Source organism: Acinetobacter sp. SM1B (genome assembly GCF_003289665.1).
GTDB classification, from domain to species: Bacteria; Pseudomonadota; Gammaproteobacteria; order Pseudomonadales; family Moraxellaceae; genus Acinetobacter; species Acinetobacter schindleri.
Map to the genome: position 1 here is coordinate 1,799,700 of NZ_QMBM01000001.1, position 26,407 is coordinate 1,826,106.

Genomic DNA, 26,407 nt, shown 5'->3' on the forward strand with positions numbered 1-26,407 from the left:
GTAAGACTGTTTTAGCGAAGATTAACCTTCAAGAACCGCTAAAATGTCAGATTCTTTCATGATAAGTAGTTCTTCCCCGTCTACTTTTACAGTTGTACCTGCATAAGTGCCGAACAATACTTTGTCGCCAACTTTAACGTCTAACGCGCGTACGCCATTGTCAGTGATTTGACCATTACCAACTGCAATAATTTCCCCTTGCGCTGGTTTTTCTGCTGCAGAACCTGGAAGTAAAATACCGCCAGCTGTTTTAGTTTCTTCTTCAACACGACGAATAACAACGCGGTCATGTAATGGACGAATGTTGCTCATTTTTAACTCCATCAGACTAAGTCTTTTTGATTACTGATGACGACTTAGTTATTCCCTGGTCGTCATCAAAACTTTTAGATGTCACTTTTATGGAGATGGAATAAATCGCTTCAAGGGTAAAACTGAAAAAAAATTCATTTTTTTTTATTTTTTTATCATATGCATATACTTTTGATGATTTTTTCTTCAAGACCAGTCTGAAATTAGAGTATAGCCTTCAGTTTTCAGAATTTTTCATCTTTCTATAAGCTTCTTTAAGAACGTGGTGAAGCAAAATAGAGCTTATATTTGAACAGTCAGTAGATACAGCGCTACTCCTCTTTCCTATCTGATAAATAATTTAAAATAAACGATGCAAACACCTTGAACTCATCTTCTATACAAAAATCTTTTTGGCATGAACCAGGTATATAGATAGTTTTTTCCAGATAATGAATACTATTTATAAAGTGCTTCAGCCTTGTACAGGATAATCATTTCTATGCCCACATTCGTTGAAGATACTTACCTGGAGAATACTGTTATTGGCTTCATAGAGCTAAGCCATAAAAGATCAAGGTTGACTTTATAATACCTACTAATCGTAAGTTACTAACCAATTAAAAACTAATCTTAAAGTGGTTTTTCTTAGGCGCTTTAAGAAAGCAGAAACTATAAATTTTATTTTTAAAATCAAAAATTTAAAACCAAAAGAAGCTATATAGCAGAGTTCAATTATGATCTTAAATAGGAATGACCCCAACATTCTATAACTACAGCCTTTTATGTGATAGAAATTAGATATATATGGTTTATAATAGTTCGGAAAATCATCAGCATTGATTATTTTTCTGGCAAACTGTCTAAATGCTAAACAGATGTCATTAAGTACTATGCAAAATTCAAATTACCCTCATTTATTTAATCAATGATAAGAGTCGTTACTAGAAAAATAATAAGTAAATGTTTTTTATAATTATATTTATTAAAAATATTAACCATAATTAAAATAAATACAAGATTACTCTGCAATGTTATTTTATATACTACTGTTTTTTAAATACTTATTTAAAATATTGCATTATGTGACAATTTAACTCTAACCCTGCTTTGGTCTTATTTTTTTTGTCATTTTATGCTTTAATACAGCCACTTTTTTTTCATATTTCATCTGGGCGATGTTTTCATCACCCAGACTATACTTTGTACATAGTTTTGTACACTTTTGAGATAGGCCTCACCATGACCCAAGTGAACGCACCAGAATTCGTTCGTCACCCTAAGCTTATTGCTTGGGTGGAAGAGATTGCTAAATTAACAAAACCAGCAAAAATTGAATGGTGTGACGGTAGCGCAGAAGAGTATCAACGTTATATCGACTTGATGATCGCTAACGGCACAATGCAAGCGCTTAACCAGGAAACTCATCCAGGTTCTTACCTTGCAAATTCTGATCCTTCTGACGTTGCTCGTGTTGAAGGTCGTACTTATATCTGTTCAGAAAACAAAGAAGACGCTGGCGCGACAAATAATTGGGAAGCTCCAGCTGAAATGCGTGCACGTCTAAATGGTTTGTTTGACGGTTCAATGAAAGGTCGTACTTTGTATGTTGTTCCTTTCTCTATGGGTCCTTTAGGTTCTCATATTGCACACATCGGTATCGAACTGACTGATTCTCCTTATGTTGCTGTTAGCATGTCTAAAATGGCGCGTATGGGTAAAGCGGTTTATGACGTTTTAGGTACTGACGGCGAATTCGTTCCATGTGTACACACTGTTGGTGCACCATTGGAAGAAGGTCAAAAAGACGTTGCTTGGCCATGTAACCCAGACAAATGGATCGTACATTATCCAGAAACGCGTGAAATCTGGTCTTACGGTTCCGGTTACGGCGGTAACGCATTGCTAGGTAAAAAATGTCTAGCTTTACGTATTGCATCTTACATGGGTCGTCAACAAGGTTGGTTAGCTGAACACATGCTGATCCTTGGCGTGACGAATCCACAAGGCGAAAAACATTACATCGCAGCGGCATTCCCTTCTGCGTGTGGTAAAACAAACTTCGCGATGCTGATTCCACCAGCGGGCTACGAAGGCTGGAAGATTGAAACTGTAGGTGACGATATTGCCTGGATCAAACCAGGTGAAGACGGTCGTCTATATGCAATTAACCCTGAAGCTGGTTTCTTCGGTGTAGCGCCTGGTACAAATACCAAAACTAACCCGAACTGTATGGCAACACTTCATAAAGACGTAATCTATACAAACGTTGCTGTGACTGACAACGGCGAAGTATGGTGGGAAGGTCTAACTAAAGAAGCGCCTGCAAACCTGACTAACTGGAAAGGTCAACCACACACTGGCGAAGAAAAAGCAGCTCACCCGAATGCTCGCTTCACCGTTGCTGCGGGTCAATGCCCTTCTATCGATGCTGACTGGGAAAATCCAGCAGGTGTTCCAATTTCTGCGTTCATTTTCGGTGGTCGCCGTGCGGACACAGTGCCTCTAATCTCAGAAGCATTTGACTGGGTAGACGGTGTTTATAAAGCTGCAACTATGGGCTCTGAAACTACTGCTGCTGCTGTTGGTCAACAAGGTGTTGTCCGTCGTGATCCATTCGCAATGCTTCCATTTGCTGGCTACAACATGGCTGACTACTTCACTCACTGGTTAGAAATGGGTGAGAAAGTTGGCGAGAAAGCTGCTGCTGCTGGTAACAAGCTTCCAGGTATCTACAACGTGAACTGGTTCCGTCGTGATGCTGAAGGCAACTTCGTATGGCCTGGTTTCGGTCAAAACATGCGTGTTCTTGAGTGGATCATCGATCGTTGTGAAGGCCGTGCAACTGCTGTTGACACTCCAATTGGCCGTGTTCCAACTTATGAACAGTTGAACTGGACTGGCACTGACTTCTCTAAAGAGCAGTTTAACCTTGTAACTTCTCAAGATAAAGATCAATGGATCAAAGAACTTGAAAGCCATACTGAATTGTTCGAAAAACTAGGTGACCGTATGCCAGAAGCGTTGAAAAAACGTCAAGCTGAATTACTGGAAGCTGTTAAATCTGCATAATTACTGGTTTAATTTAAAAAAGGTCGCATAAGCGGCCTTTTTTATTAATAGTTATTCATTAAATTTAAGTACTTTCATTTTTCCAATTTCTGTACTTATTAGATCTCTCTAATACCTCTTAAATTATTCAAGAACAACATTTAATCAATAAAATTTATTCTAAAAATCAAAAAATTAATATAAAAATAAATAATTTAATGATTTGAATTATAAAAACTATCTTTTTTGTTTTATTAAGACTCAAGTTCTATAAAAAATTAAAAACTACATAAGCACAAGACACTGTAATTATTTAACTTTACTTCGATAAAACATGTGTCAACTCTATTCTCGGTGGTTCCGCAGGAAACCTGGTCGAATAGTACGACTGATATGTTTATGCAGCCTTTACTTTATATTTTGCTTCGAAATTTTTCCCTAAAGGCGATGACACCGCAAAGTTGCTGCTGTTTTGCCCTAGGTTTTTTTTAATGCACCGATTGGCGGATGGATTATGGGAATTTATGCATATTGCTGACTTATATCTTCATGAAGGACACTAAAAAATACAGCATGATTACTGACGACTAATTAATGCTTGAGCTGTTTAAGCTTTCTGAATGGAAACATTCAGAAAGCTTTTTTATTGGATTTTTAAGTTTACTGCCATTTTGTCTTTTCAATGCTATGGCATACTTGCTGTATAAAAAATGGGAAATCATCATGATGAAAAAAACAGTTTTTCTACTAGGTTTGGGTTTCGGCACTTTGGTGCTTACTGCCTGCCAAAGCACACCTCAACCTTATAACGGTCAATCTGGTTACGAAGTCATTGAGCAAGGTGCAAATACTGCAACATTGCGCTATACACTTTCTGGTCGTACCAGTCAGGATGAAGGAAAATTGCAGGCTGCTTGCAGACAGGCACTTGGTACTTCTAAAAACTGGAATGTAAGCGTACTCAGCAGCAACGAAATTAGTAATACTGCATTACCAGATGAACAGTATGGTCGCCAGCTCGGCAATAGTCGCACTCAAATCAGCTTAAGCAACACGCCTGACCTGTACAATACTGAAAATCCAGGCGCACGTGATGCCCTGAATGCCCGCCCAAGCACATTACGCGTGATTCAATTCACCTGCTCATAATCTCTAAGATATGAAAAAAGGGCTTAATGCCCTTTTTTTATTTTTCGCTTCAAAGTGTCTTATAGAAACTGACGTTTCTGAATTCTGGAGATTCATCCAAATCCGGCCAGGTGGTAGCACTACGCTCATCCAGTTTTTCATATTTGGGATGGCTAAAGTTTTTTACCCGACTATCTGCAACCCACACCTCAGGCGCAAATTTTAAAAACTCATCCAGGAAGAAACGGTTGCATTGGTCATAAAGTACGTCGGCGGCTAACAGGATATCCACCTGTTCTGCTTTATACAGATCATCCAAGTATTCAAGCTCAACACTATTCAACTCAGCATTGGCACGACACGCCTCTAAACTCACTTGATCAATGTCACAGCAAATGACGCGTTTTGCACCTGCCATTTTTGCTGCAATTGCAACGACACCTGAACCTGCACCAAAATCCAGCACTACTTTATCTTTCACATGATGTGGTTCTGCCAGCAGCCACTGCGCCATCGCAAGACCAGATGCCCAGCAAAAGATCCAATACGGCGTATCATTCCAGATACGACGGATGACTTCATCATCCAGCTTATCAGTTGGAAATACTGGCGGAATTAGCCACAGTGAAATAGGTGTATCCGGCAATTGCTGTGCATGCAGTTCACAATGTGGAATCACATCATGCAAGGCTTGTAGAAGATGCTCAGGGGCTTTAGGAAATTGGAAAGTACAGCTCATGGTTTTTATTCATTCTAATTTAAAAATCCCCTCTCCTTTTAGGAGAGGGTCAGGTAGAGGTTTAATACCCCTCATCCTAGCCTTCTCCCAGAGGGAGAAGGAACAAAGCAATTAACCCAATGCTTTCTCAGCAGCTTCTACAGTTTGACGAATCAACGTGGTAATCGTCATTGGACCTACACCACCAGGAACAGGCGTGTATGCAGAAGCAATTTCTTCGATCCCCACCAATTGAATATCACCTACACCACCGCCATCACGTGGATGGAAGCCAGCATCTACAACCACCGCACCTGATTTAATCCAGTCTTTTTGGATTAATTCAGCTTTACCTACTGCACCCACAATGATGTCCGCTTGTTTCACAAATTCCGGCAGGTTTTGAGTACGTGAATGGCAAATCGTCACAGTGGCATTCGCTTCAAGCAGCATCGCTGCCATTGGTTTGCCCAGAATTGCAGAACGGCCGACAACAACAGCGTGTTTACCTGCAATTTCAATGTTGTTTTCTTTCAGGATAGTCATGATGCCAGCAGGTGTTGCAGAACCATATGCCGCTTCACCCATCGCCATACGGCCATAGCCAAGACAAGTTACACCGTCCACATCTTTTTCAAGAGAGATTGCGTCGAAACAAGCACGCTCATCAATTTGCGCAGGCACTGGGTGTTGCAACAAAATACCGTGAACATCAGGGTTTGCATTGAGTTTTTCAATTTCTGCAAGAAGTTGTTCAGTTGTGGTTTCTTTTGGAAGCTCAACTTTCAATGAATCCATACCGACACGACGGCAAGCATTGCCTTTCATACGAACATAAGTTGCAGATGCACCATCGTCACCTACCAAAATAGTCGCAAGAATTGGAGTACGACCTGATTTTGCTTTCAGCGCTTCCACGCGAGTTAACAAGTCAGCTTCAATTTGCTTCGCCAATGCACGACCGTCTAGAACTAATGCCACGGCACTTCTCCCAAGTGTTGATATGAATCAATTTTGCACATTCTACATGATAATTCTCAATATTTTCCGCCATATGCTGCTTTTATGCGCATATGAATGAATACACTATTGTTTTTTTTTGAGAGCTTGATAATATACGCATCAACAAGACGCGGCGGGGTGGCAGAGTGGTCATGCAGCGGACTGCAACTCCGTGGACGCCGGTTCGATTCCGACCTCCGCCTCCATCTTGTTAAAGCCCGAGTGGTGAAATCGGTAGACACAGGGGATTTAAAATCCCCCGCCCACAAAGCGTGCCAGTTCGAGTCTGGCCTCGGGCACCATTCTTCTACTACTGAAGATGGTGCAAATAAAGAATCCAGCGAAAGCTGGTTTTTTTATGCCTGAAATTTAGTGAAATCTATTTACAGCCGAAATCAATAAAATAGATTTGCCTTCTGCGAGGCTAAGATAGCTTGAATCGGCTTAACGACGTTTGCGTTTAGGCTTAGACAATTTGGTCATATAACTTTCAAGATTTAATAATGCCAAATAGAAAATTTTAGCCTGCTGTGTCGTAACCCGGTTAAATAATCTGGCTTGAATCACTTGTGTTAGTGCTCGAGTTTGATGGATCCGTTTAAATGGTCCTTTTGCAATCATCATCGCTATTACTCTCTTGGATAAAGGAGAACAAGGTGACTATTGGATAAACAGTCTCTATAAGGATTGCAAAAACCTGACCATTTTTTACTTAAAGTTCAAAAACATAACTACCGTTCGTCGGAATTAATAAAACAGCTCTCAAATAAAAATTCTAAATATTTGTTATTTATATATTTTTATAAAAAAAGACTTTGGGAAAATTTTCACATAAATAAGTATGTTTTCTTTCAAGTTTAAATGCTATAAATTTCAGCTGTTATTGTATTGCTAAAAACTGACATACCTTGTCATTTTTTGCACAAAAAAAGGGAGGGAAGCCATTAGCCCCCTCCTTTAAGTATTTTAATAATATGTGAACTAGATCACTTCTACCACAATTTTTCCGATATGTTCGCCTGTATCCATAGCTGCATGTGCATCCTGAATCTGATTAAATTTGAAAGTCTTATAAATCATTGGCAAACATTCACCTTTTGCCCATAAAGGTGCTACATGCACTTTCAGACCTTGTGCAATTTCAGCTTTTTCCGCTGTGTTACGCGCACGCATGGTTGAACCGGTAATCGTCAGGCGCTTCATCATAATCTGACCCAGCTTCACTTCCTTAGCCTTAGCTCCCCCCAAGAATGCGATATACACCAGACGACCATCACGGCGTAACAGATTCAGGTTTCTCTCGAGATAGGGCGCACCAACCATATCCAGAATCACATCTACACCAGCATTGTCTGTCGCTTCATTAATTACCTGCTCAAAGTCCTGAGTTTTGTAATTAATTCCTGTGGTCAGATGTGAAATCGCCTGGATTTTTTCGTCACTACCTGCTGTGGCAAAGGTTTTAATACCCAGTGATTTACATAGCATGAGTGCCGTAGTCCCAATCCCACTGGTTCCACCATGCACCAGCACCGTTTCTCCTGCCTTGGCTTTACCCATCTGGAATACATTTGCCCACACCGTAAAGAAGGTTTCAGGAATAGCAGCGGCCTGAACAAAGCTTACGTTTTCAGGAATATTCAAAGTTTGGCTTTCAGGTACGACGCAATATTCTGCATAGCCCCCACCATTGGTCAGGCCACACACCTTGTCACCGACTTTAAACTGATTTACGTCACTTCCAACTGCAACCACTTCACCGGCTACTTCTAGACCTGGAACAGGCGTCACCCCTTTTGGCATCGGGTACAAGCCCTGACGCTGCAAAATATCCGGACGGTTAATTCCAAAGGCATGAACCTTGACCAGCACCTCATCGGCCTTCGGTTCAGGAATGACAACCGTTTCATAAGCGAGTTTATCCACTCCACCCGGTTCTGTAATGATGACGTGTTGCATAGTTTTTTGTGACATAGATCATTCCGCATGTATTAACTGTTTCCTAACCCTATTTGAACATAGATAATTCCAGCTTTAAAGCCAAGTCGGACTTATGTCGAAGACTTGGCCATCATTAAGAAAAATGCATGGCATTGAGATCTCACCTTATTCTTTAAAAAAAGAAATTTTAATCTGTAAGAATTATTTTCATTTATGACAAATCCATATAAATGTCATGTTCTGCTTTTAATTTCTCAAATTCAAATATAAATGACTTGAGAATATTAAAAGCATGAAACCTGCTCATCTCTACCTCTCTATTTTGCTGTCCTTGGGCCTCGCCGCATGTTCTGATGATGACGACAAGAATTCAGGCTCCTTACAGCCACCGGTAACCCAGCCAGATCAGCCGGCTCCTGAGCCCAATATTCCTGATGAAGAAGTTCCCATTCCAGAGGTTCTACTGGATGAGAATTTTGATAAATGGGCGGCTCTTCCTGGCGACTGGATACAACCTAAAAATAACGCGGGCCAGGTATATCTTGAAAATGGCGACTTGTATATCGATGGTCGTGCTCATAGCACACAAATGACAACCCTGCATCTGCCAGAGAAATTCCAGCAATTACGCAATTACCGTATCGATATGGAATTTTCATTTGAAGAAGCACTCAATGAAGCCCGCTGGGGCAGTATCATCTACCGAGGCGCAGATCAGTTCGCTGATCCGTCTTTTACCCCCTATTATCAGTTTGCCATGCGGGTTGCTACTACGAGTGCTAGCGGTCTGGAACTATCTTTACGCATGCCGACCAATAGTTGGAATGTGCTACAGAAGTCTGCTCATAGCGAAGATATTGGCCTTCAGAAAACTCATAAGGCCAGCGTTGTAGTGTATGGAAATCGTGTACGGCATTATCTGGATGATCAACTGGTATTGGATAGCACCTTGCCTTATAACCTGGCTCAAGGCAGCATTGGTTTATCTAGTGCCGGCTTATTGATGAAAGTAAGCCACCTGAAAGTCACTGAACAACTCGATGCCTTGCCGGAATCCAATAAAGTCACTGACATTATTGACCAGCAGCTCCCGGTTTCAATGGCACCAACTTTAGCTCAGGCTGCACCGCTTAATGGCCCGGTCTCGACCGCGGCTACCCATGTTGCTTATCAACTTGATGCGGATCTTAATTTACTAAGCAACAATCAGAAAGTGAGCCACCTGACTGATTATCTTAAAGATACCCAGCGTCGAACTTTACCTTTACTCACTATCCAAAATTGGGCAACCGTTCAGGCACTGAAAGGATTGACAGAAGATTATGATCTGGCTGATATCACCCTCATTTCCGATAATGTAGATTTACTGCGTCAGGCCCGTATTGATTTACCGATGCTCCGAACAGCTCTGGATTATTCCAAGCAGACCGGGCTGGGTTATAACAGCAAAGATATCGTGACCATCGCCCACAATACCAATGTATCGCTATCCAAAATCGTCATCTTGCCACCACAATTACTAACACGTGAAGCAGTTAGTCATCTACAACGTTTATTGATTACGCCTTGGGCCAAGATTAACAGTGCACAGGTCTTGGACGCAGCAAAAATTCTAGCTACAGGTGTTAATGGAATTTATAGCAACCATCCTGACCTATATAAAGAAATTATGCAGCGCATGGCACCCAACACCCTGTTGCGTAAGCCGCTGATTACCGGACATCGCGGTATCCCGGCGCAAGACGATGAAAACACACTGGAGGGCACTCTCAAAGCGATCACTGTAGGTGCTGATGCAGTAGAATATGACGTGTATCTGACTAAAGATGATCATGTCATTCTTATGCATGATACCTCTGTGTTACGCACGACTGGTGTCAACCGCAACATTGAGGATATGACACTGACAGAAGTACGTGAGCTCAGAACACTGAACTATAACCGTCAGATTCCTACCATGGATGAAGTGCTGGCTGAGGTGAAAAAGTACCCACATGTCATCAACTTTATTGAAATTAAAAGCTACAAGCCCGAGATCGTACCGAAGATCAAAGCACTGCTAGATAAACATGATGCCTATGATCAAGCTATTGTGATCAGTTTTAGTGGCGACCAGATTTTACAAATGAAGAATGTGCTTCCAGGTGTATCAACCGGTTTCCTTACCAGTACTCCAGCCGCACAAAGCGATTTGGTCAATACACGGCGAATTCTGGATGCAACTCAACAGTATTCATCCACTTTCAATCCGTCTTTTAGCGGCTTGAGTGCGAATTTAATGCGTACTGCCTCCCAGCGCGGAGTCACTTTCTGGCCGTGGACGTTCCGTTTAAACAAGGATGATTTTAATCGCATGTATGTCCAAGGAACACATGGTCTTACCACAGATTATGCACATGATGCATCCAATTTTGTGGTAAAACTGAATACGCCAAAACAGCTCAATGCTACAGCAGCTCAAGCTCTGGAAATTCCAGGTGAGATTCAGACACAAGTTGGCAGTAAATCCTCTTATATCTTTAAAAATATGCTGGTTCTGCCTGGCTCGGCTAAATATACGCAAAATGGTCAGAGTGTAACATTTGTAGAGAAAGGCACAGCTTATGTGATGCCGCGTTATGACTATACAATCGCTCCAAACTATACATACACCCTGTATGCAGAACCTGTAACTGTCACTATCCAATAATAAGTTTTATAAGCAAAACACCCAATTCACGAATTGGGTGTTTTCATTTAAAGATTTCCTTTAGGCACATCCACGAATTTCATTAGGGTACGACGTACTAAGGGCAGCACCACCAAAATTAATGGAAATGCCATCAGCCATGACATGCTCCAGGCATGCAGCCATAATGAAATAAACTGATCACTCCAGCCTTTATTCAGCAGCATGTTAAAGCAGGAAATTGCACCACTCATAATGCCGGAAAGGATCAAGGGCATGAGCCAATTCAAATGTTTGGCATGAAATTTGGGAACTATTTTTTTCATCATTTTACCTGATTTTTAAATCGTGAATCGGATTACAGACGTGTGATGTTTATGGCTGCTTGATCAATCTGTTCTGCAATTTCACGTATTTGGATTTCATTAAGTTTGCTATGTTGAATCTTTAAACGCAGTGAGGTTTTTAAATTTTCCATCGCATGTTTAATATCAACATATTGTTCATTCGATTGAATTTGTTTACGCGTATTAAAACGGTCTAGTACCTTTTGTAAGGTTTGCTGACGTTCTTTGAGATGTGCCTGACCTTTTTCAGTAATGTGATACTGCTTGCGCTCATCAGCACTCATAGTCATTTGCGTATATTGCTGTTCTTCCAGATAATTAATGGTTGGGCAGATTGTGCCGGTGCTCGGCTTGTAGTTTCCGCCCACTAAAGCAGCCACTTCTTTGATAATGTCGTAGCTAAATTTGGGCGCTTGAGCAATAAAATGCAGCACCAGCAATTTCATTTCACCTGCTTCAAACAGGCGTTTGCGAGGTTTTGGAGAGTTCTCTTGTTCTTCTGTTAGGACAGAATTAGAAATTCTAGACATAGCAAAGATATATCTTAAAATTAATTAAGATATATCTTATCATACTTAAGCAAAGCGATAAAAGTCAGATTTAAAGATAAAGAAATTCGACAAAAAATGTTTTTTGAAGAACATCAATATACAGGCTCATTCCTAGCTAAGATCAATATTGAAAAATTAATGGAAAACCCACAATGTGTATTGTTACCGCCTTATATGAATGTTTAAATGTGGATGATTGATAATCTCACACATTAGAATTTTAACGTTTATATTCCCTTACCATCCGGTCACTTACATCCTCCGGATAACAAAGTGGCGCATATCCACCCGCTCGGTTATAAGCACTACGCTTACCACAACGACTACCATTACTCGCTGTATTATAAGGACATGGGCAATTGCCCGGATAACTCTCAATTGATTCTTTAATAATCTTCTGCTTGATTGCTTCAACGCTTTGGCTACTCTGTTTGGCTTCAGCTCCAAAAGTCATACACAAGCCAGCCAGCAATAATAATTTTTTCATAAATCCCCCATTTAGGGAGAATTGTATTTAGTAACTAATAAATTGAAAGATCACATTTTGACTAATTGAGCGATTTTCATGCAAACAAAATTTATGCAATAAAAAACCCGCTTTTCAGCGGGTTTTTAAAATCAGTACTGTCTTATAGACGAACCAATTCCACAATTTTCTCAGCAAGTTCTTCAGCAGATTCCTGAGCAAAAGTAACATCTGTACCTTCAGTTGCCTCAGTCACCACAACCACACCAGTTTCACGAACCAGCGCAACTTGATCAGCTGAAAGACCGACTTTTGCAATCGCAACCACACCTTGCTGAATTAACAGGCTTTCAAGTGCTTGAGCATTTTCAAGCGCTTTAGCAGATACAGATACCGCAGCAGGTTTTTGACCTAAACGTGCAGCACGATCTTCAGCAGTCACAGGATTGGTATGTGCAGTCCATTCGATTGCATCTTCAATCATGCCCGCACCAACAGTGACGTTGCTTAAACGGTCAATGAAGATAAACGAACCAGTATGACGGCTTTCACGGTAACGGTCGAATACCACTGGCGCATCAAACTCGATTTGAACATCAGCAATTGCATTCAGATCCAGCTGCTCTACCTGAGTTTTCTCAAGTGTATTTACGTTTACACGGTAGTTGATCTCTGCAACTTTTGCAGGAACCGTTTGCGTACCCAGCTTAACGTTATACAACTTACCTTTAACCAATGGCTGGTCATTCATCCATACCACAGAAGCACGAACCGAACGTGAAGCTAAAGGCTGATCACCCGCTTTCACCAGCATGTTGCCGCGAGAAATATCAATCTCATCGTTCAAGGTTAAAGTCACTGCCTGACCTGCAAATGCACGTTGCAAATTGCCGTCAAAAGTTACAATTTCCTTAACAGTAGATTTCTTGCCTGATGGTAAAGCGACAATCTCGTCGCCTACAGCCACTTCACCCAGCGCTACAGTACCGCAGAAACCACGGAAGTCGAGGTTAGGACGGTTAACATACTGAACCGGGAAACGGAATTCTTCTTTATCTACACTGTGGGTAATTTCAACAGTTTCCAGAGTACCCATCAGGGTCTGGCCTGTATACCACGGCGTATTTTCAGACTTGTTCACCACGTTATCGCCATTCAGGGCAGAAATCGGTGTGAAGATAATATTCGCCGGCGTACGGTCACCTAACTGGTTCACGAAGTCAGTATAGTCTGCCTTGATCTCGTTGAAACGAGTTTCAGAGAACTCCACCAGGTCCATTTTGTTGATCGCAACAATAATGTTCTTAATACCCAGCAGGCTGGCAATAAAGCTATGACGGCGAGTCTGAGTCTGTACGCCATAACGTGCGTCAATCAGGATAATTGCAAGATCTGCAGTAGACGCACCTGTCGCCATGTTACGCGTATATTGCTCATGTCCCGGAGTATCTGCGATGATGAACTTACGTTTTTCAGTAGAGAAATAACGGTAAGCGACATCAATGGTAATCCCCTGCTCACGTTCCGCTTGCAGGCCATCTACCAGCAAAGCCAGGTCAGGTGCATCGCCAGTCGTACCGACTTTTTTAGAATCACGCGTTACAGCTTGCAACTGATCTTCATAAATCAGTTTTGAATCGTAAAGCAAACGACCGATTAAAGTAGATTTACCATCATCAACGTTACCGCAAGTCAAGAAACGCAGTAAGTCTTTATTTTCATGTTGTTTTAAATAGCTCAGGATATCCTGGCTGATTAATTCAGATTGATGAGACATCGCTCAAACTCCACAAATGCTTAAGAAATCGGTTTAATCTTGAATCCCTCTAAATCTCTCTTTGGTAAAGGGAGACTTGGCTCCGTTCCCTTGGGAGTTCCCCTTCTTTATTAAAGAAGGGGTTAAGGGAAGATTTGAAGATGCTTAGAAGTAGCCTTCCTGCTTCTTCTTCTCCATTGAACCTGCCTCATCATGGTCAATCATACGGCCTTGACGCTCAGAGCTGGTTGCAAGCAACATTTCCTGGATAATTTCCGGCAAGGTGTTGGCAGTGGATTCAACTGCACCCGTTAATGGGTAACAACCTAAAGTACGGAAACGTACCGATTTCATTTGTGGAACTTCACCTTCTTTTAAAGGCATACGCTCATCGTCCACCATAATCAGTGTACCGCTGCGCTCAACAACTGGGCGTTCAGCAGCAAGATATAGTGGGACCAATGGAATACTTTCAAGATAGATGTATTGCCAGATATCAAGCTCAGTCCAGTTCGATAATGGGAATACACGAATACTTTCGCCTTTGTTCACTTTACCGTTGTAAAGGTTCCAAAGTTCTGGACGCTGGTTTTTAGGATCCCAACGGTGTTTCGAGTCACGGAATGAGTATACTCGCTCCTTGGCACGAGATTTTTCTTCGTCACGGCGCGCACCACCGAAGGCGGCATCGAAACCATATTTATCAAGTGCCTGTTTCAGACCTTGAGTCTTCATGATGTCGGTGTATTTTGAGCTACCGTGATCGAATGGGTTAATACCCGCATCACGGCCTTCTTTGTTCTGATGCACGATCAGATCAAAGCCATGAGTTTTTGCCATGTTGTCACGGAAGGCAATCATGTCTTTGAATTTCCAGCCCGTGTCTACATGAAGTAGCGGGAATGGAAGTTTTGCAGGGTAAAACGCTTTTAATGCTAGATGCAGCATTACCGCAGAATCTTTACCAATCGAATAAAGCATGACTGGGTTTTCAAACTCGGCAGCAACTTCGCGAATGATGTGAATACTCTCAGCTTCAAGCTGTTTAAGATGAGTAAGTCTTTCCTCATTTAATGACATGGACAACCTGCGTATTACACGTGTACTTATTACACTTTATAAAATTTATATTCATTATAGTGATTAAGTTTTCATAACGTTTTCTTGTTTTGTGCTATCCATATATCAAAACATCATATAAAACTTCACTGATATCTATTATTAGTTTTATTCAATTTAGTGATGTTCAATGCTTTGAATTTTAGTATTTTCTTCTATTTAGTCTTTTAAACCTACTATTTTTTAGCAATAACTTCATAGATAAATCATCTAAAGTACCTGTTCCCAACGGTAGCAAAACCACCTAGAGTAATCCTAGTACCTATGGATCTAAATTTAGACATGCCATTTACTCAATATACCCTAGAAACGTTAAAAACCCGTCTTGAACAGGCCAACCTGGCTGGCTATATCTATCAGCATCAACAACACATGCTGATTTTACAAGGCCCCTTTTCTGATGATGGTAATGCTTTAAATGTCTATATACAGCATGAACTGACTGCAGATCAGATCGGTCTACAGTTCGGAGTTCGCCTGCAAGACAATAATGCTGAATACGTTATCGGCCTGACGCATAGTAACCAAAATCCGAAATATGAGATTGGTGCAGGCAATCTGAAAGGTGACCAGAAAGCCTTCAACCTTTTATATGCTTTTTATAACTACCCTAAAGCATTTTATCTGGTTGCCCTGCCTTTAGCCGCGAATAGCCAGACACTTGAACAGGCACTTGAAGATCAGCTGTTTAGCAAGCCCGAATTGGATTTCCTGAATACGGCGGTAAAAACTAATCCAATGGGTGAACAGGTACAATGGATGAAAGCGTATATTCTTCAGCAAGCTTTAGATATGAAAGTACGTATTCAGACATCATTATTGTAATTCTATTTAGGCTAATTGAATTAAACGTAGAGTCGATATATATATGCGATCAGTTCGGTTCAATTTAGCCTTCGTTGGGTAATCTGCAGTTTAAAATATTCATATAAATCAAATGTATTAATATCAGCATAACAGACATATATTTTTAAAAAAGAAAGATAAATATTAAAAATTTTTAATGTTGCGCTTTCTCGCATTTATTACTACGTACCTCCTATCCGATACTAGAAAGGGCTTATTAAGATATCCTTTGATCAAATAAAGTCATTGTCACTGACCTAAATGCCTGTCTCATTCGAATTTCAGCTTCAACAAAAATGTGACCACGTTAATTTTTTTATCCATCTATTCATAAATTTATTAAGATATTGTCATTTTTTTGAAGCTATTGTTTTCTAAAATATTAATTTGATAACTCATACAAGAATTCAATCTAATTTCCAAATATTTAAATTTTTCAAGTTTCATATCCGCTACTTTTGTGTGTATTTAGATTGCAAAATGTATAATCAATGTTATCTTTTTATAAGCAAGAATTATTCTTACTCATTTTGCCAAACATAATTATAGATAGAGACCCGAAGGAATGTGGGAGCTTTTTACCGAACCGTCGAATGTTGTTTTCAGTATTAGTCTTAGCCTGATGCTGATGTTTGCAGCGCTGGAATGTATATTGCTGTTTCTGGGGGGTGGTTCACAAAGTGTTTTTGACCAACTCTTGCCTGAAGACTCGCATCATGTAGACTTTCATCCCGCCAATAACCCCAATATCTTTAGCAAGGTATTTGACTGGTTGTATCTGGGACAACTTCCTCTCTTTATCTGGCTGATCATTTTCCTGACCACCTATGGCTTAAGCGGTCTTTTGATTCAAGGTATATTTGAACGTTTTACTGGACATTTAATTAATGGCTGGATCATTTCCCCAGCCTGCCTGTTCCTGTGCATGCCTCTGGTCCGTTTTAATGCCAAAATAGCGGAAAAGATCCTGCCAAAAGATGAAACCACCGCGATTCATATTGAAGAATTGATTGGCCGAACTGCAATCATTATCCTCGGCGATGCTCGTGCCAACTCACCAGCACAAGCCAAAGTTCAGGATCAGTATGGCCATACCCATTATGTGCTGGTCGAACCTGCCAATGGTGAAATCCTGAAACAGGGCCAATCTGTGATTTTAATGGATAAAACCCGCAATGGCTTTCAGGCCATGAAAGTATAAATACTTATTCTCTCTTACTTTATATTTATTATTTAATCCAAAATTATATTTTCAAATACGCTAAAATAGAGAAAAAACAATGTTAAATTTTGATTTATATAACATTTTAATCATTACTGGGGTTATCTTCGCTGGCTTGATCACCTTTGGTCTGATCATTGCTCGCCTTTACCGTCGTTCAAGTAAGGAAATTTCTTTTGTCCGTACCGGTTTTGGCGGAGAGAAAGTCATTCTAGGCGGTGGTGCGCTGGTTCTGCCGGTATTGCATGAAATTATACCGGTAAATATGAATACTCTGCGTCTGGAAGTTCGACGTGCTGATGATCAGGCACTGATTACCCGCGACCGTATGCGTGTCGATGTTATGGCCGAATTCTATGTCCGGGTTAAACCAACCGCAGATTCAATTGCAACGGCAGCACAGACCCTTGGTCAAAAAACCATGTCACCGAACGAGCTGAAAAATCTGGTAGAGGGCAAATTCGTGGACTCGTTACGTGCCGTAGCTGCTGAAATGGCGATGGAAGAGCTGCATGAAAAGCGTGTCGACTTTGTACAAAAAGTACAGCAAGTCGTGTCGGAAGATCTGCATAAAAATGGTCTTGAACTCGAAACTGTTTCTTTAACAGGTCTGGATCAGACTGGCTTCAAATATTTCAATCCACAAAATGCTTTCGATGCTGAAGGTCTGACTAAACTGACTGAAACCATTGAAGACCGTCGCCGTAAACGCAACCATATTGAACAGGATACCGATCTGGCAATTAAAACCAAGAATCTTGAAGCTGAACAGGCACGCTTACAGATTATTCGTGAAGAAGAATACGCCAAACTGCAACAGGAACGTGAAATTTCGATTCGTCGCGCTGAACAGCTGGCTGAGATTGCAGCCCAAGAAGCTGCTAAAAAACGTGAAGCAGAGGAAGCACGTATTGCGGCTGAACGCGAAGTTGAATTAAAACGCATTCTGGCTGCCCGTGATGTCGAAAATGAAAATATCCAGAAAGCACAGATTATTCAAAAAGCTCAGGTTGAACAAAAGAAAACCATTGAACTGGCTGAACAGGATCGTGCAATTGCGATTGCTGAAAAATCTCGTGCCGAATCTGAGGCCAAAGCACAAGCAGATCTTGCCCGTGCTCAAGCAGTAAAAGCTGAAGAAGAAGTCGTGACAGTACGTCAGATTCAGCAGGCAGAACGTCAAAAAGCAGTTGAACTGGTGGCTGCCAAAGAACAGGCCGAGAAAGATGCAATTGCGATTACCGTGGCTGCTGAAGCAGGTAAACAGGCAGCGGCTGATGATGCAGAAGCGATTCGTATTGCCGCTGAAGCAGAAGCTGAAAAAGTTCGTTTAAAAGCCAAGGGTGAAGCAGATGCTAAAGTTCTCCTGGCTCAGGCAATGGAGAAACAGTATCAGGTCGATGCTGAAGGTACCCGTGCAGTGAATGAAGCTAACAACGTACTGTCTTCAGAGCAGGTAGAAATGCAGATCCGTCTGGCAATGCTCAAATACCTACCTGAAATTATCCGTGAAAGCGTTAAGCCAATGGAAAACATTGATGATATAAAGATTCTTCAGGTAAATGGCCTTCATGGATCACATACAGGTTCTTGTCAGGCAGATGCCCATCATGAAAGTAGTAATGTTGCTCTCTCTGACCAAGTTGTAAATAGTGCCCTGCGCTACCGCAGTCAAGCTCCGCTCATTGACAGTCTGATGAGTGAGTTAGGCATTCAGGGTGGTGATATTAATGGGATGACACAAAGTTTAAAAACGAAAACCTAAAAATTTATCGCTAAAATTTTTAAAACAAAAAAGCTTCCAAGATGGAAGCTTTTTTCAAAAATTACACATATATTTCCAAATAAACATGCTATCAGTAAAGAAAGCGAATAAGCATCATTCTCATGATGGATTATTAAGATAAGAAAATTTATAACAACGATAATTACTGGATAGCATAATGAAAAATACAACTCCTTCCAGAAAATCTGCACTCAATATAACTTTAAGCTTAGGTTTAATTACCTCTTTAAGTTTACTTAGCACCTTTTCTAGCTCATCAAATGCACTGACCAAACCTTTATCCTTTTCATCATTAATTGAACGATACCAGAAGAACCAACAATTAGAGATGTCAATTATGCATCTTGATTTAGACTATATTTATGACCCTGATCCACGTCAGATGACACGTAATATTAACCAGTTAATCAAGCGTATAGAGACTGTCCAGCCTAATACTATTTTTTTACAGGCTTATGCTGACGAGGATGCTAATGGTTCAGCGAATGAAGTGTATTTCCCTAACCCACATATGCCTGTCCGGGAAGATTTATTTAAAAAAGTCACTGAACAGATTCGAAATCGTACAACTGTTAAAAAAATCTATGCCTGGTTACCCATGTGGGCCTGGGAACTGCCAAAGCACTACCGGGCAAATTATGTAGAAACTACAAACCAGAACATAAAAGGTTATATTCGCCTGTCGCCATTTGATCCGAAAAACTTTGATTATGTCTATGATATCTATAAAGCATTAACAGATAAAATAACTGTGGACGGTATTTTGTATCATGACGATATTACCTTGAATGACTATGAAGATAGTTCATCCTCTGCCATGCAAGTGTATAAATACTGGGGATTTAAAGATGCTGAAAAAATATTACGTCATCCTCAACATCCAGAACAAATGAAGTTTGCTAAAGCTAAAACCGCCTATTTAGATAATCTTGCTTTAAAATTGAGTAATAAGCTTAAAATCACCAATCCATCACTCAAATTTGCCCGAAACTCTTATGCGCCTGTGATGTTGAATCCTGAAAGCGAGAAATGGTTTGCACAATCAACCTCAAGTACCCTACAGCATTATGATTATAATGCTGTTATGGCTATGCCTTATATGGAAAAAGCCCCAGACCACTCCAAGTTCTATCTTAATTTGGTAGAAAAAGCACGGCAGTATGACCCTACTTTATCTCGGACCATTTTTGAAATTCAAACCATAGACTGGAATACACAGCACAAACTTTCAAATGAGGAGTTATTAGAAACTGTACATCTATTAAAAGAACAAGGAGTGCAGCATATTGGCTATTATCCAGAAGATCCTTTTATGCCACACCCACATGCAACGATTTTTAAGCCAAAGAAATTTTCATAGGCCTACCTTGTATATCGTACTGCTCTAATCTCCCCTCCTGATTATAGTACAGGGTCAATTGTTTGGCCTGTACCATTTCCAGTAGAGCATGCTTTTCAACATCAAAGCTATAAGCAATCTCCTGGAGTTCAACCGGTCTAGGTGCCGAACGTCGATCTACTCGATTGAATCGAATCCAGTTATAACACGCCCATAACAGCAAGCTTGAAAAAGCAATAATAATCAGTAGGGCCAGCTCAAGTAGCGTCATTCCCTGATAAGGTTTATGGTCTATTAAGACATGATCAACAATCAGACTCGATTCAAACCACCATAAACCCAGGGAGGCCAATGGCATAAATAACCATATCCACGCCATCCAGCCTAATGCCATCAGGCTATAACCACTCGTTCGACCGCTTACATATTCTGGAACATCGATATACTCCGGAATATCGAGTTTAGATTCTTTAACAGTTGCTGCGACACTGAGTTCAGAAAGTTCAACAGTTGTTGGGAGCTCCATATACTCGGCAATTTTAACCTGCGGCTTGGCAGGAATATTTTTATTGTTTTTCACCTTATTTTACCTCTGTTTCACCACGGAAGCCTCGGTCTGGACTGATCCACCGTGCACGGGTTTGGGTTTTAAAAATGGTTTTCGGCAACGATACAACGGTCGTTAACATAGTTAAAATCCAGAAAAATAGTGGGTACCAGATTACCCAGAAATAACTTCTGAACATTCGACCTTTATCATATCTACGGTCAATCCATAGACTGACCATGAACTGAATCAAACAGCTTGCGCCGAGAATCACACCATACCACTGCGGCAACAGAGAATTGATATACCACTCTGGGGCCACAGGAAAGAACAAACCATAAAAGAACAAGACGAATACACCAAACATGGTATATGCCCATAACACGCTAATTACAGATTCCAGTGCAATCGGCCACATGCGGCGCAAACGCCATTTAAATATTTTAGGAATATACGCAAAGAGTACTTCAATACCACCTTGTGCCCAGCGTAATCGCTGCTGCCACAACCCTTTAAAAGTTTCGGGCATATAAATATAGGTGAGTGCTTGAGGGACATACTGCACATCCCAATGATCAAACTGCAAACGCCATGACACATCAATATCCTCAGTAATCATGTCATCACGCCAGTAACCAATACGATCCAGAGCAGTTTTTCTAAATCCGGCACAGACACCAGAGACAGTGAAAATGCGACCATAAGTACGTTGTGCCCGCTTAATCAATCCGATAATAGAAGAAAATTCTCCAACCTGAACTTTGCCTAGTATGCTGGAGCGATTGATAATTCGCGGGTTACCCGTTACCGCTCCGACACGCGGGAACATGGTTAAATGATGCATCATCCAGAGTACACAATGTGGATGCATTAACGCATCGCCATCAATACAGATCAGGTACTCATAACCACTTACCATTGCGCCTGCACGTAGTGCATACGCTTTACCCTGGTTCTCGGCCAAATGTACTACACGTAATTTTGGATATTTTTCTGCCAGTTCATCCAGAATCTCTCCTGTCTGATCCGAACTGCCATCATTAATCGCAATCACTTCAAATTTTGGATACTGACTTTGCATGGCATAGCGAATGGTCTGCTTGACCTGTTCAGCCTCATTAAAACAGGGAATTAAAATACTACAACCTGCTTCTTTGGGTTCAGGTAATGCTTTCTGATTCAGTTCGCGTTTTATAAAAAACCAGATTCCGCCAGCAATCCACATCCAGGCCATAAACAATGGATAGAAAAAAGCAAAGCCAAAGATGACATCATGTAAACTGATACTATTAATCATTTACGTTCTCCCTGCTGAGCCTGAAAGGGATCACGATAAACGAAAGGATTACTGTTTAAGCTAATCGATGCATAAAGTCTTTGTTGAACCTGCCCGGCATTTTTAAAATTATAATTTTCAAGCGAAATTTTCTGGATACCTTGTCTACGTAAATTCGCAATACTATTAGTAATCCATTGATCTTGTTCTGATTGACCTGACAGATCAAAACCGATCATCAAACGTTGTTTTTGTACGGAGGTCAATTGCTGAATATTTTTGAGCAACTGGTTATGCTCAGCTTTGCTGGTTTTTTGATCCAAAACCAGATAGATATAGTCTGAATCATCTGCCAGGGTTTCAAATAAGGCCTTCAGCCCCATAGTTTTATGGGTATTTATTTTCAGTACTGCCAAATAGACATTACTGATATTGGCATAGTATTTGGCACGTCGACTCGTATTTTGTTTTAAGTTAATAACTCGCTCAATCTGTTTCTTACATTCAGCCGACCACTGTGTACTCTCTACAGCACAATTTAACTCTTGGCCAGCATCTATCACCAAGCCTTCCAGATTGCTGTTATATTTGAATATATCTTCAACCAGCTGGACCATATTATAGCCCTGATTCATCATACTGAGCGGTAACTCTGCATAAACACGCTGATACGTACGGGTACGTGCTTGCCATAAAGTACGGTTCAGTAAATCCTGTTGCATTTTTAACTGGCTGTTCGGGAAGTAAGCCACATCAACCGTGCCATTACCATCGAGATCGGCAACAGGTTTCAAGATCAGCTGATTGGTTTTCAGTGCATCTAACTGGTTGAGGAACTGACCGAGTTTTTCATCAGCCTGTTTTATACTGGGCTGTGCAAGATCTTTCAAATTAAACTGAATAAAGCTCTTCTGCTCCAGATAGGGTTGCTTGGTGTGATACAAAAACTCAGACATTGCCTCTTTAATTTCTGCCAGGTTCGGGTTATTCATAATCAAGGCACGCTGATAAGTTTTTACTGAATCAGCCAATGGCGCCATAGTGCCGAGGCTAAAAGACATGCTTAGTCCTGCCTGCTTAGCAATATCTTCTGTTTCTGCTGTTACAGCACCATAAGGCCAGAAAATAGCATGAGTCGGTACTGATAATTCCTGTTCCAGAATGGCTTTAGAACGCTTTAAATCTTCCAGCACACGCTGCCTATAAGCGAGGTCAGATTCATAACGTGCCTTTGTCAGATCATATATACGTGCAGTTGCAGCAGGCTGCATATTTCTTTGTGGATTCGAAATAACTCCACGATGCAGATTATGTGAATGCGATACAAACTCGACCAAGCCACTATTTTGCATTTCCCGCATCTGGTCCCAATTCATCAGATTATTTGCCCCATAGGACTCTATGGCATCTTTATGCTTGGTACCAATCCAGCTGGTTGGAATAGCAAAAACGGCATGTAATTTATATTGCTTTAATAAAGGAAATACTTGGGTATATCCGCTTAGCGCCCCATCATCGAAGGTTAAAAGTACCGATTTTTCTGGTAATGGAATTTTTTTCTCACGGGCACGGCGGATATCTTCCAAAGAAATAGTTTTCCAACCTTCACGTTTTAACCAAGCAAAATATTGCGCCAAATATTCAGTACTAATTGCATATTGATCACGATCACCCTGACGTGCTACATCATTCCTGACATCATGAAAAGTGAGTGTTACGAACTGGTTTTCAGGCAGATCCATCGCTTTATTTTCAGCATGACTATATGCCATAAAAAGAGTTAAGCATCCTAATAGAGCGAGTGTATTTTTTATTGTTTTCATTAGAATCTCCCTTCAAATCCAAAACTTGCTTCGAGTCTATTTTCATCTTCACCGTCATAAGGGTGTTGCCCATAGGACACCCCATAATTCAGGGACCAAGTTCTGGTGATTTGCCAGAGGTGTTGATATTTCGCCAAATAAATTAGGCCTGAGTCATAATCTTCCTGGTCAAATACACCAAGATTTAATGAAAAACGTTGAGTCAACGACTGATCATAACTACGCCAGGTTACCCAATCATGTTCCGGACCTGCTTCTGCACTCCAACTTGAAGATGGATTGAAATAGGAAGTTTCTACATCATCTTTATTCGATGCCCAAAATCCATATAAGTTCAGATGGGTTAAATGATGTGGAGCCTGGAAAATACGTTGTTTGAAATAGGTACCTAGTTCCTGACGCTCATTTCCGTCATCAATATCAGTAAACTGATAGCTCAATCCAGCCTTTGTAGATTCATGCTGTTGCCAGTTTAAGTCGAAACGATAAGACTGCCCTTCATGTTCATCCTGTATCTGCAATGGAATCTCTGCCTGGCTGTTATAAGCCAGACCATAATTCCAGTGATCACTTAACCAGTGATTCCAGGTTATATTCACTCCAAAGCGATCACCCTCGGTCGCTTGTGAAAGTGCTACAGTGGCATATTTGCGGTTATCAACCCATTCCAGTCCTACACCGATCCGTTGATCATCTCGCTTACCTTCCTCATACTCTCCATTACGGTACTGATGCTCCACAAAGGCCCGGTAATAATCTGAAAACCATGGGGTATTGAGTCGCGTCCAGCTTTGTTTCTCACGAGAACCATTCAGATTATTGACCAGATCTTGATCATCCGTTTCACTTTTCGCATAAAGACTATTATGTGAAATGGTAAACCGCTCACGATCTTTGAGCTCCTTATGACTACGCACTACCCCGGTATCAGTTCCTGCCCGCTCTAAAAGATCAGTATTGCTACTACGCCATGTCTGCACATCAAAGACAGCTTGCGCATTTTGCATGCTATTAATTCGGGTGGCTTGTGTTGATGGCTCTGTACCATTGAGTAAGGAAACCGTTGCCTGTGCTTGCAAAGGTTTTTCACGCCAACGCTGTATAGTCGCAAGATAATTGATATAATTACGATTTCCTGGAGATTTATTTACTAGGTCCTGAAAATACAGTTCTGCCTTATCCAGCTGGTTTTTATAACTATAATGAAGACCTCTTAAGATCACATACTCATCACGGTCCATATGAATCGTACGATCTACACCTTTAGCCTGACTATAGAAGAAGATTGGTAAGCGCTGATCCATTTCCTTAATTACTTCATCAGCGGCTTTAAATTTTTCTTGTTCAATCAAGCTATAGTACAGACCTGCATAAACGTCATAGTCTACATAATTCTTTTCTTTAAACAGACTGCGGTACAATATTTCCGCCTGCTTTGGTTTATGATTGCGCAAATAGCTATCAGCTAGTGCATGTCTGGTATAGGCAGGCATCTGTTCTACCGGCTGATTGATTCTAGCCAGTTGCGCCAAAGCCTCAGTAGAACGTTGCCGTGCACTTAAGGCAAAAATATATTCATAATAAAATCTTTGACGTAACTCGGGATATTGGGCTAGCTCATTTTCATAAGCCTGCATTTCCGAAATCACCTGATCCAGCTCTGTATAGGCAATTTTGCCCTGATCCTTTTCACTTTGTAATTTATAGAAATCAATGGCATTACGAATATTTTGACTAAACTTGATCAGCTGTACTTCATGTTTGAGACGACTTTGCCCTTTACCCTGCTGCTGTAAATAACGGTTTGCACTGTCATAATCAGCACTGGCTGCCAAAGCCAGCACATACTGTTCCTGCACGCTTTCCGAACGACTCATCGATAAAGCGCGAGTTGCGGTATTCAGTGCCTGTATAGGTTGTCTTAATAAGCGATAGGTATAAGCCAATTGTACCAGCTGATCAGCATTCAGCTGTTTCTGGTCAACTTTCCTGATTTGTTGCTCTGCTTGCTCCAATTGACCACTTTCCGCAAGCAACATGCCACGGTATAAATCCCATGGAATATCACTTGTGCTGTTTTTCTGAAATTTTGCTGCATATTGTTCAGCCAGCAAAAATTTACCCTGATCACGCAATAACATCACCAGAGGCAGTTGCCCATAGACTGGATATGTTGAAATTTTTAAGTGATTCAGATTGTAATCTTGCTGAATTAGGGGGGAATTATATTGTCGGCTTAACAAAATAAAGTCAGCCAGCAGGTTCATGTTCGCAGGATCTTTGCGTACCATTTCTGCGAGTATTTTAAAACCTTTTTGGGTATCCCCAGACTTAATTTGCTTGACCACCTGATGCCTTTGCGTGTCTGTAATAGCTGCATATAAAGGATTCAAGCTGATTCCTGTGGCAAGCAACACATAGGCGATTGAGTAATAGTTATTGTTGTTTAGCATTGGCATTTGTCTTGTTATGTATTTTATTTCTCTGTACACGACAAAAATAGATAACTCATTGAAATAATGTCATAATA

General features: G+C 40.8%; 21 protein-coding genes, 2 tRNA genes and 1 pseudogene. 10 read left to right on the forward strand and 14 right to left on the reverse strand.

The features are described 5' to 3' along the window. Positions 1-21: 21 nt before the first annotated feature. A complete protein-coding gene (locus tag C8322_RS08695) occupies positions 22-312 on the reverse strand; it encodes a co-chaperone GroES (RefSeq protein ID WP_004810787.1) in 291 nt (96 codons plus the stop codon). A gap of 1,221 nt (positions 313-1,533) precedes the next feature. Here C8322_RS08695 and C8322_RS08700 point away from each other — a divergent pair. From C8322_RS08700 to C8322_RS08710, 3 genes and pseudogenes are all read left to right on the forward strand, one after another. Next, positions 1,534-3,363, forward strand: a complete 1,830-nt coding sequence (locus C8322_RS08700; RefSeq protein WP_048882308.1) for a phosphoenolpyruvate carboxykinase (GTP) — start codon at positions 1,534-1,536, stop codon at positions 3,361-3,363. A 326-nt stretch (positions 3,364-3,689) separates the two neighbouring features. Continuing rightward, positions 3,690-3,871, forward strand: a pseudogene (locus tag C8322_RS14580) (alpha-ketoglutarate permease); the annotation flags it as partial. Positions 3,872-4,068: 197 nt separating this feature from the next. After that, a complete protein-coding gene (locus tag C8322_RS08710; protein WP_034424215.1) occupies positions 4,069-4,491 on the forward strand; it encodes a hypothetical protein in 423 nt (140 codons plus the stop codon). Between the two features lie 49 nt (positions 4,492-4,540). Here C8322_RS08710 and C8322_RS08715 read toward each other — a convergent pair whose 3' ends face one another. Then, positions 4,541-5,209 (reverse strand): class I SAM-dependent methyltransferase, encoded by a 669-nt coding sequence (locus C8322_RS08715; RefSeq protein WP_004810792.1) that lies wholly within the window; start codon positions 5,207-5,209, stop codon positions 4,541-4,543. Positions 5,210-5,320: 111 nt separating this feature from the next. Beyond that, positions 5,321-6,169, reverse strand: a complete 849-nt coding sequence (folD, locus tag C8322_RS08720) for a bifunctional methylenetetrahydrofolate dehydrogenase/methenyltetrahydrofolate cyclohydrolase FolD (protein ID WP_111810515.1) — start codon at positions 6,167-6,169, stop codon at positions 5,321-5,323. A gap of 153 nt (positions 6,170-6,322) precedes the next feature. Here folD and C8322_RS08725 point away from each other — a divergent pair. Together C8322_RS08725 and C8322_RS08730 are read left to right on the forward strand one after the other, a co-directional pair. After that, positions 6,323-6,396 (forward strand) — tRNA-Cys (locus C8322_RS08725). A gap of 10 nt (positions 6,397-6,406) precedes the next feature. Further along, positions 6,407-6,492, forward strand: a tRNA-Leu gene (locus C8322_RS08730). A 142-nt stretch (positions 6,493-6,634) separates the two neighbouring features. Here C8322_RS08730 and C8322_RS08735 read toward each other — a convergent pair. Both C8322_RS08735 and C8322_RS08740 read right to left on the reverse strand, forming a co-directional pair. Continuing rightward, positions 6,635-6,814 (reverse strand): hypothetical protein, encoded by a 180-nt coding sequence (locus C8322_RS08735; protein ID WP_004810797.1) that lies wholly within the window; start codon positions 6,812-6,814, stop codon positions 6,635-6,637. 357 nt (positions 6,815-7,171) lie between these two features. Further along, a complete protein-coding gene (locus C8322_RS08740; protein ID WP_111810516.1) occupies positions 7,172-8,164 on the reverse strand; it encodes an NAD(P)H-quinone oxidoreductase in 993 nt (330 codons plus the stop codon). A gap of 259 nt (positions 8,165-8,423) precedes the next feature. Here C8322_RS08740 and C8322_RS08745 point away from each other — a divergent pair, with 259 nt between their 5' ends. Beyond that, positions 8,424-10,820, forward strand: a complete 2,397-nt coding sequence (locus tag C8322_RS08745; RefSeq protein ID WP_111810517.1) for a glycerophosphodiester phosphodiesterase family protein — start codon at positions 8,424-8,426, stop codon at positions 10,818-10,820. A gap of 47 nt (positions 10,821-10,867) precedes the next feature. Here the strand turns inward: C8322_RS08745 and C8322_RS08750 are convergent, their stop codons facing one another. From C8322_RS08750 to cysD, 5 genes are all read right to left on the reverse strand, one after another. Next, on the reverse strand, positions 10,868-11,125 hold the full coding sequence (locus C8322_RS08750; RefSeq protein ID WP_008301926.1) for a DUF2798 domain-containing protein: 258 nt from the start codon (positions 11,123-11,125) through the stop codon (positions 10,868-10,870). A 32-nt stretch (positions 11,126-11,157) separates the two neighbouring features. Then, positions 11,158-11,676: a PadR family transcriptional regulator gene (locus C8322_RS08755; protein ID WP_111810518.1), complete on the reverse strand. Its 519-nt coding sequence runs from the start codon at positions 11,674-11,676 to the stop codon at positions 11,158-11,160. Between the two features lie 241 nt (positions 11,677-11,917). Beyond that, positions 11,918-12,184: a hypothetical protein gene (locus tag C8322_RS08760; protein WP_111810519.1), complete on the reverse strand. Its 267-nt coding sequence runs from the start codon at positions 12,182-12,184 to the stop codon at positions 11,918-11,920. A gap of 142 nt (positions 12,185-12,326) precedes the next feature. Then, positions 12,327-13,940 carry a sulfate adenylyltransferase subunit CysN gene (gene cysN / locus C8322_RS08765; protein WP_004810808.1) on the reverse strand — a complete coding sequence of 538 codons (1,614 nt, stop codon included), beginning with the start codon at positions 13,938-13,940 and terminating at the stop codon, positions 12,327-12,329. A gap of 144 nt (positions 13,941-14,084) precedes the next feature. Further along, entirely contained in the window at positions 14,085-14,999 is a 915-nt protein-coding gene (cysD, locus tag C8322_RS08770; protein WP_004810809.1) for a sulfate adenylyltransferase subunit CysD, read from the reverse strand. Between the two features lie 321 nt (positions 15,000-15,320). Here cysD and C8322_RS08775 point away from each other — a divergent pair, with 321 nt between their 5' ends. From C8322_RS08775 to pgaB (C8322_RS08790), 4 genes are all read left to right on the forward strand, one after another. Next, positions 15,321-15,863 (forward strand): hypothetical protein, encoded by a 543-nt coding sequence (locus C8322_RS08775; RefSeq protein ID WP_034424145.1) that lies wholly within the window; start codon positions 15,321-15,323, stop codon positions 15,861-15,863. A 586-nt stretch (positions 15,864-16,449) separates the two neighbouring features. Further along, complete coding sequence (locus tag C8322_RS08780; protein ID WP_004810814.1) at positions 16,450-17,085, forward strand: YqiJ family protein; 636 nt, start codon at positions 16,450-16,452, stop codon at positions 17,083-17,085. 79 nt (positions 17,086-17,164) lie between these two features. Then, positions 17,165-18,871 carry a flotillin family protein gene (locus C8322_RS08785; protein ID WP_004810816.1) on the forward strand — a complete coding sequence of 569 codons (1,707 nt, stop codon included), beginning with the start codon at positions 17,165-17,167 and terminating at the stop codon, positions 18,869-18,871. 178 nt (positions 18,872-19,049) lie between these two features. Beyond that, positions 19,050-20,252 carry a poly-beta-1,6-N-acetyl-D-glucosamine N-deacetylase PgaB gene (gene pgaB, locus C8322_RS08790; protein WP_004810818.1) on the forward strand — a complete coding sequence of 401 codons (1,203 nt, stop codon included), beginning with the start codon at positions 19,050-19,052 and terminating at the stop codon, positions 20,250-20,252. On the opposite strand, the gene pgaD is transcribed toward pgaB (C8322_RS08790), so the two are convergent. The 4 genes from pgaD to C8322_RS08810 are packed head-to-tail and all read right to left on the reverse strand — an operon-like array spanning position 20,230 to position 26,330. Beyond that, on the reverse strand, positions 20,230-20,811 hold the full coding sequence (gene pgaD, locus C8322_RS08795; protein ID WP_004810820.1) for a poly-beta-1,6-N-acetyl-D-glucosamine biosynthesis protein PgaD: 582 nt from the start codon (positions 20,809-20,811) through the stop codon (positions 20,230-20,232). The two genes, pgaB (C8322_RS08790) and pgaD, sit on opposite strands and share 23 nt — an antisense overlap. Position 20,812: 1 nt before the next feature. After that, a complete protein-coding gene (gene pgaC / locus C8322_RS08800; protein WP_004810822.1) occupies positions 20,813-22,075 on the reverse strand; it encodes a poly-beta-1,6-N-acetyl-D-glucosamine synthase in 1,263 nt (420 codons plus the stop codon). Continuing rightward, positions 22,072-23,877: a poly-beta-1,6-N-acetyl-D-glucosamine N-deacetylase PgaB gene (pgaB, locus tag C8322_RS08805; protein ID WP_004810824.1), complete on the reverse strand. Its 1,806-nt coding sequence runs from the start codon at positions 23,875-23,877 to the stop codon at positions 22,072-22,074. Before pgaB (C8322_RS08805) ends, pgaC begins: the two co-directional genes overlap by 4 nt. Then, positions 23,877-26,330, reverse strand: a complete 2,454-nt coding sequence (locus C8322_RS08810) for a poly-beta-1,6 N-acetyl-D-glucosamine export porin PgaA (protein ID WP_004810826.1) — start codon at positions 26,328-26,330, stop codon at positions 23,877-23,879. The genes pgaB (C8322_RS08805) and C8322_RS08810 overlap by 1 nt, the downstream gene beginning before the upstream one ends. Positions 26,331-26,407: the final 77 nt, after the last annotated feature.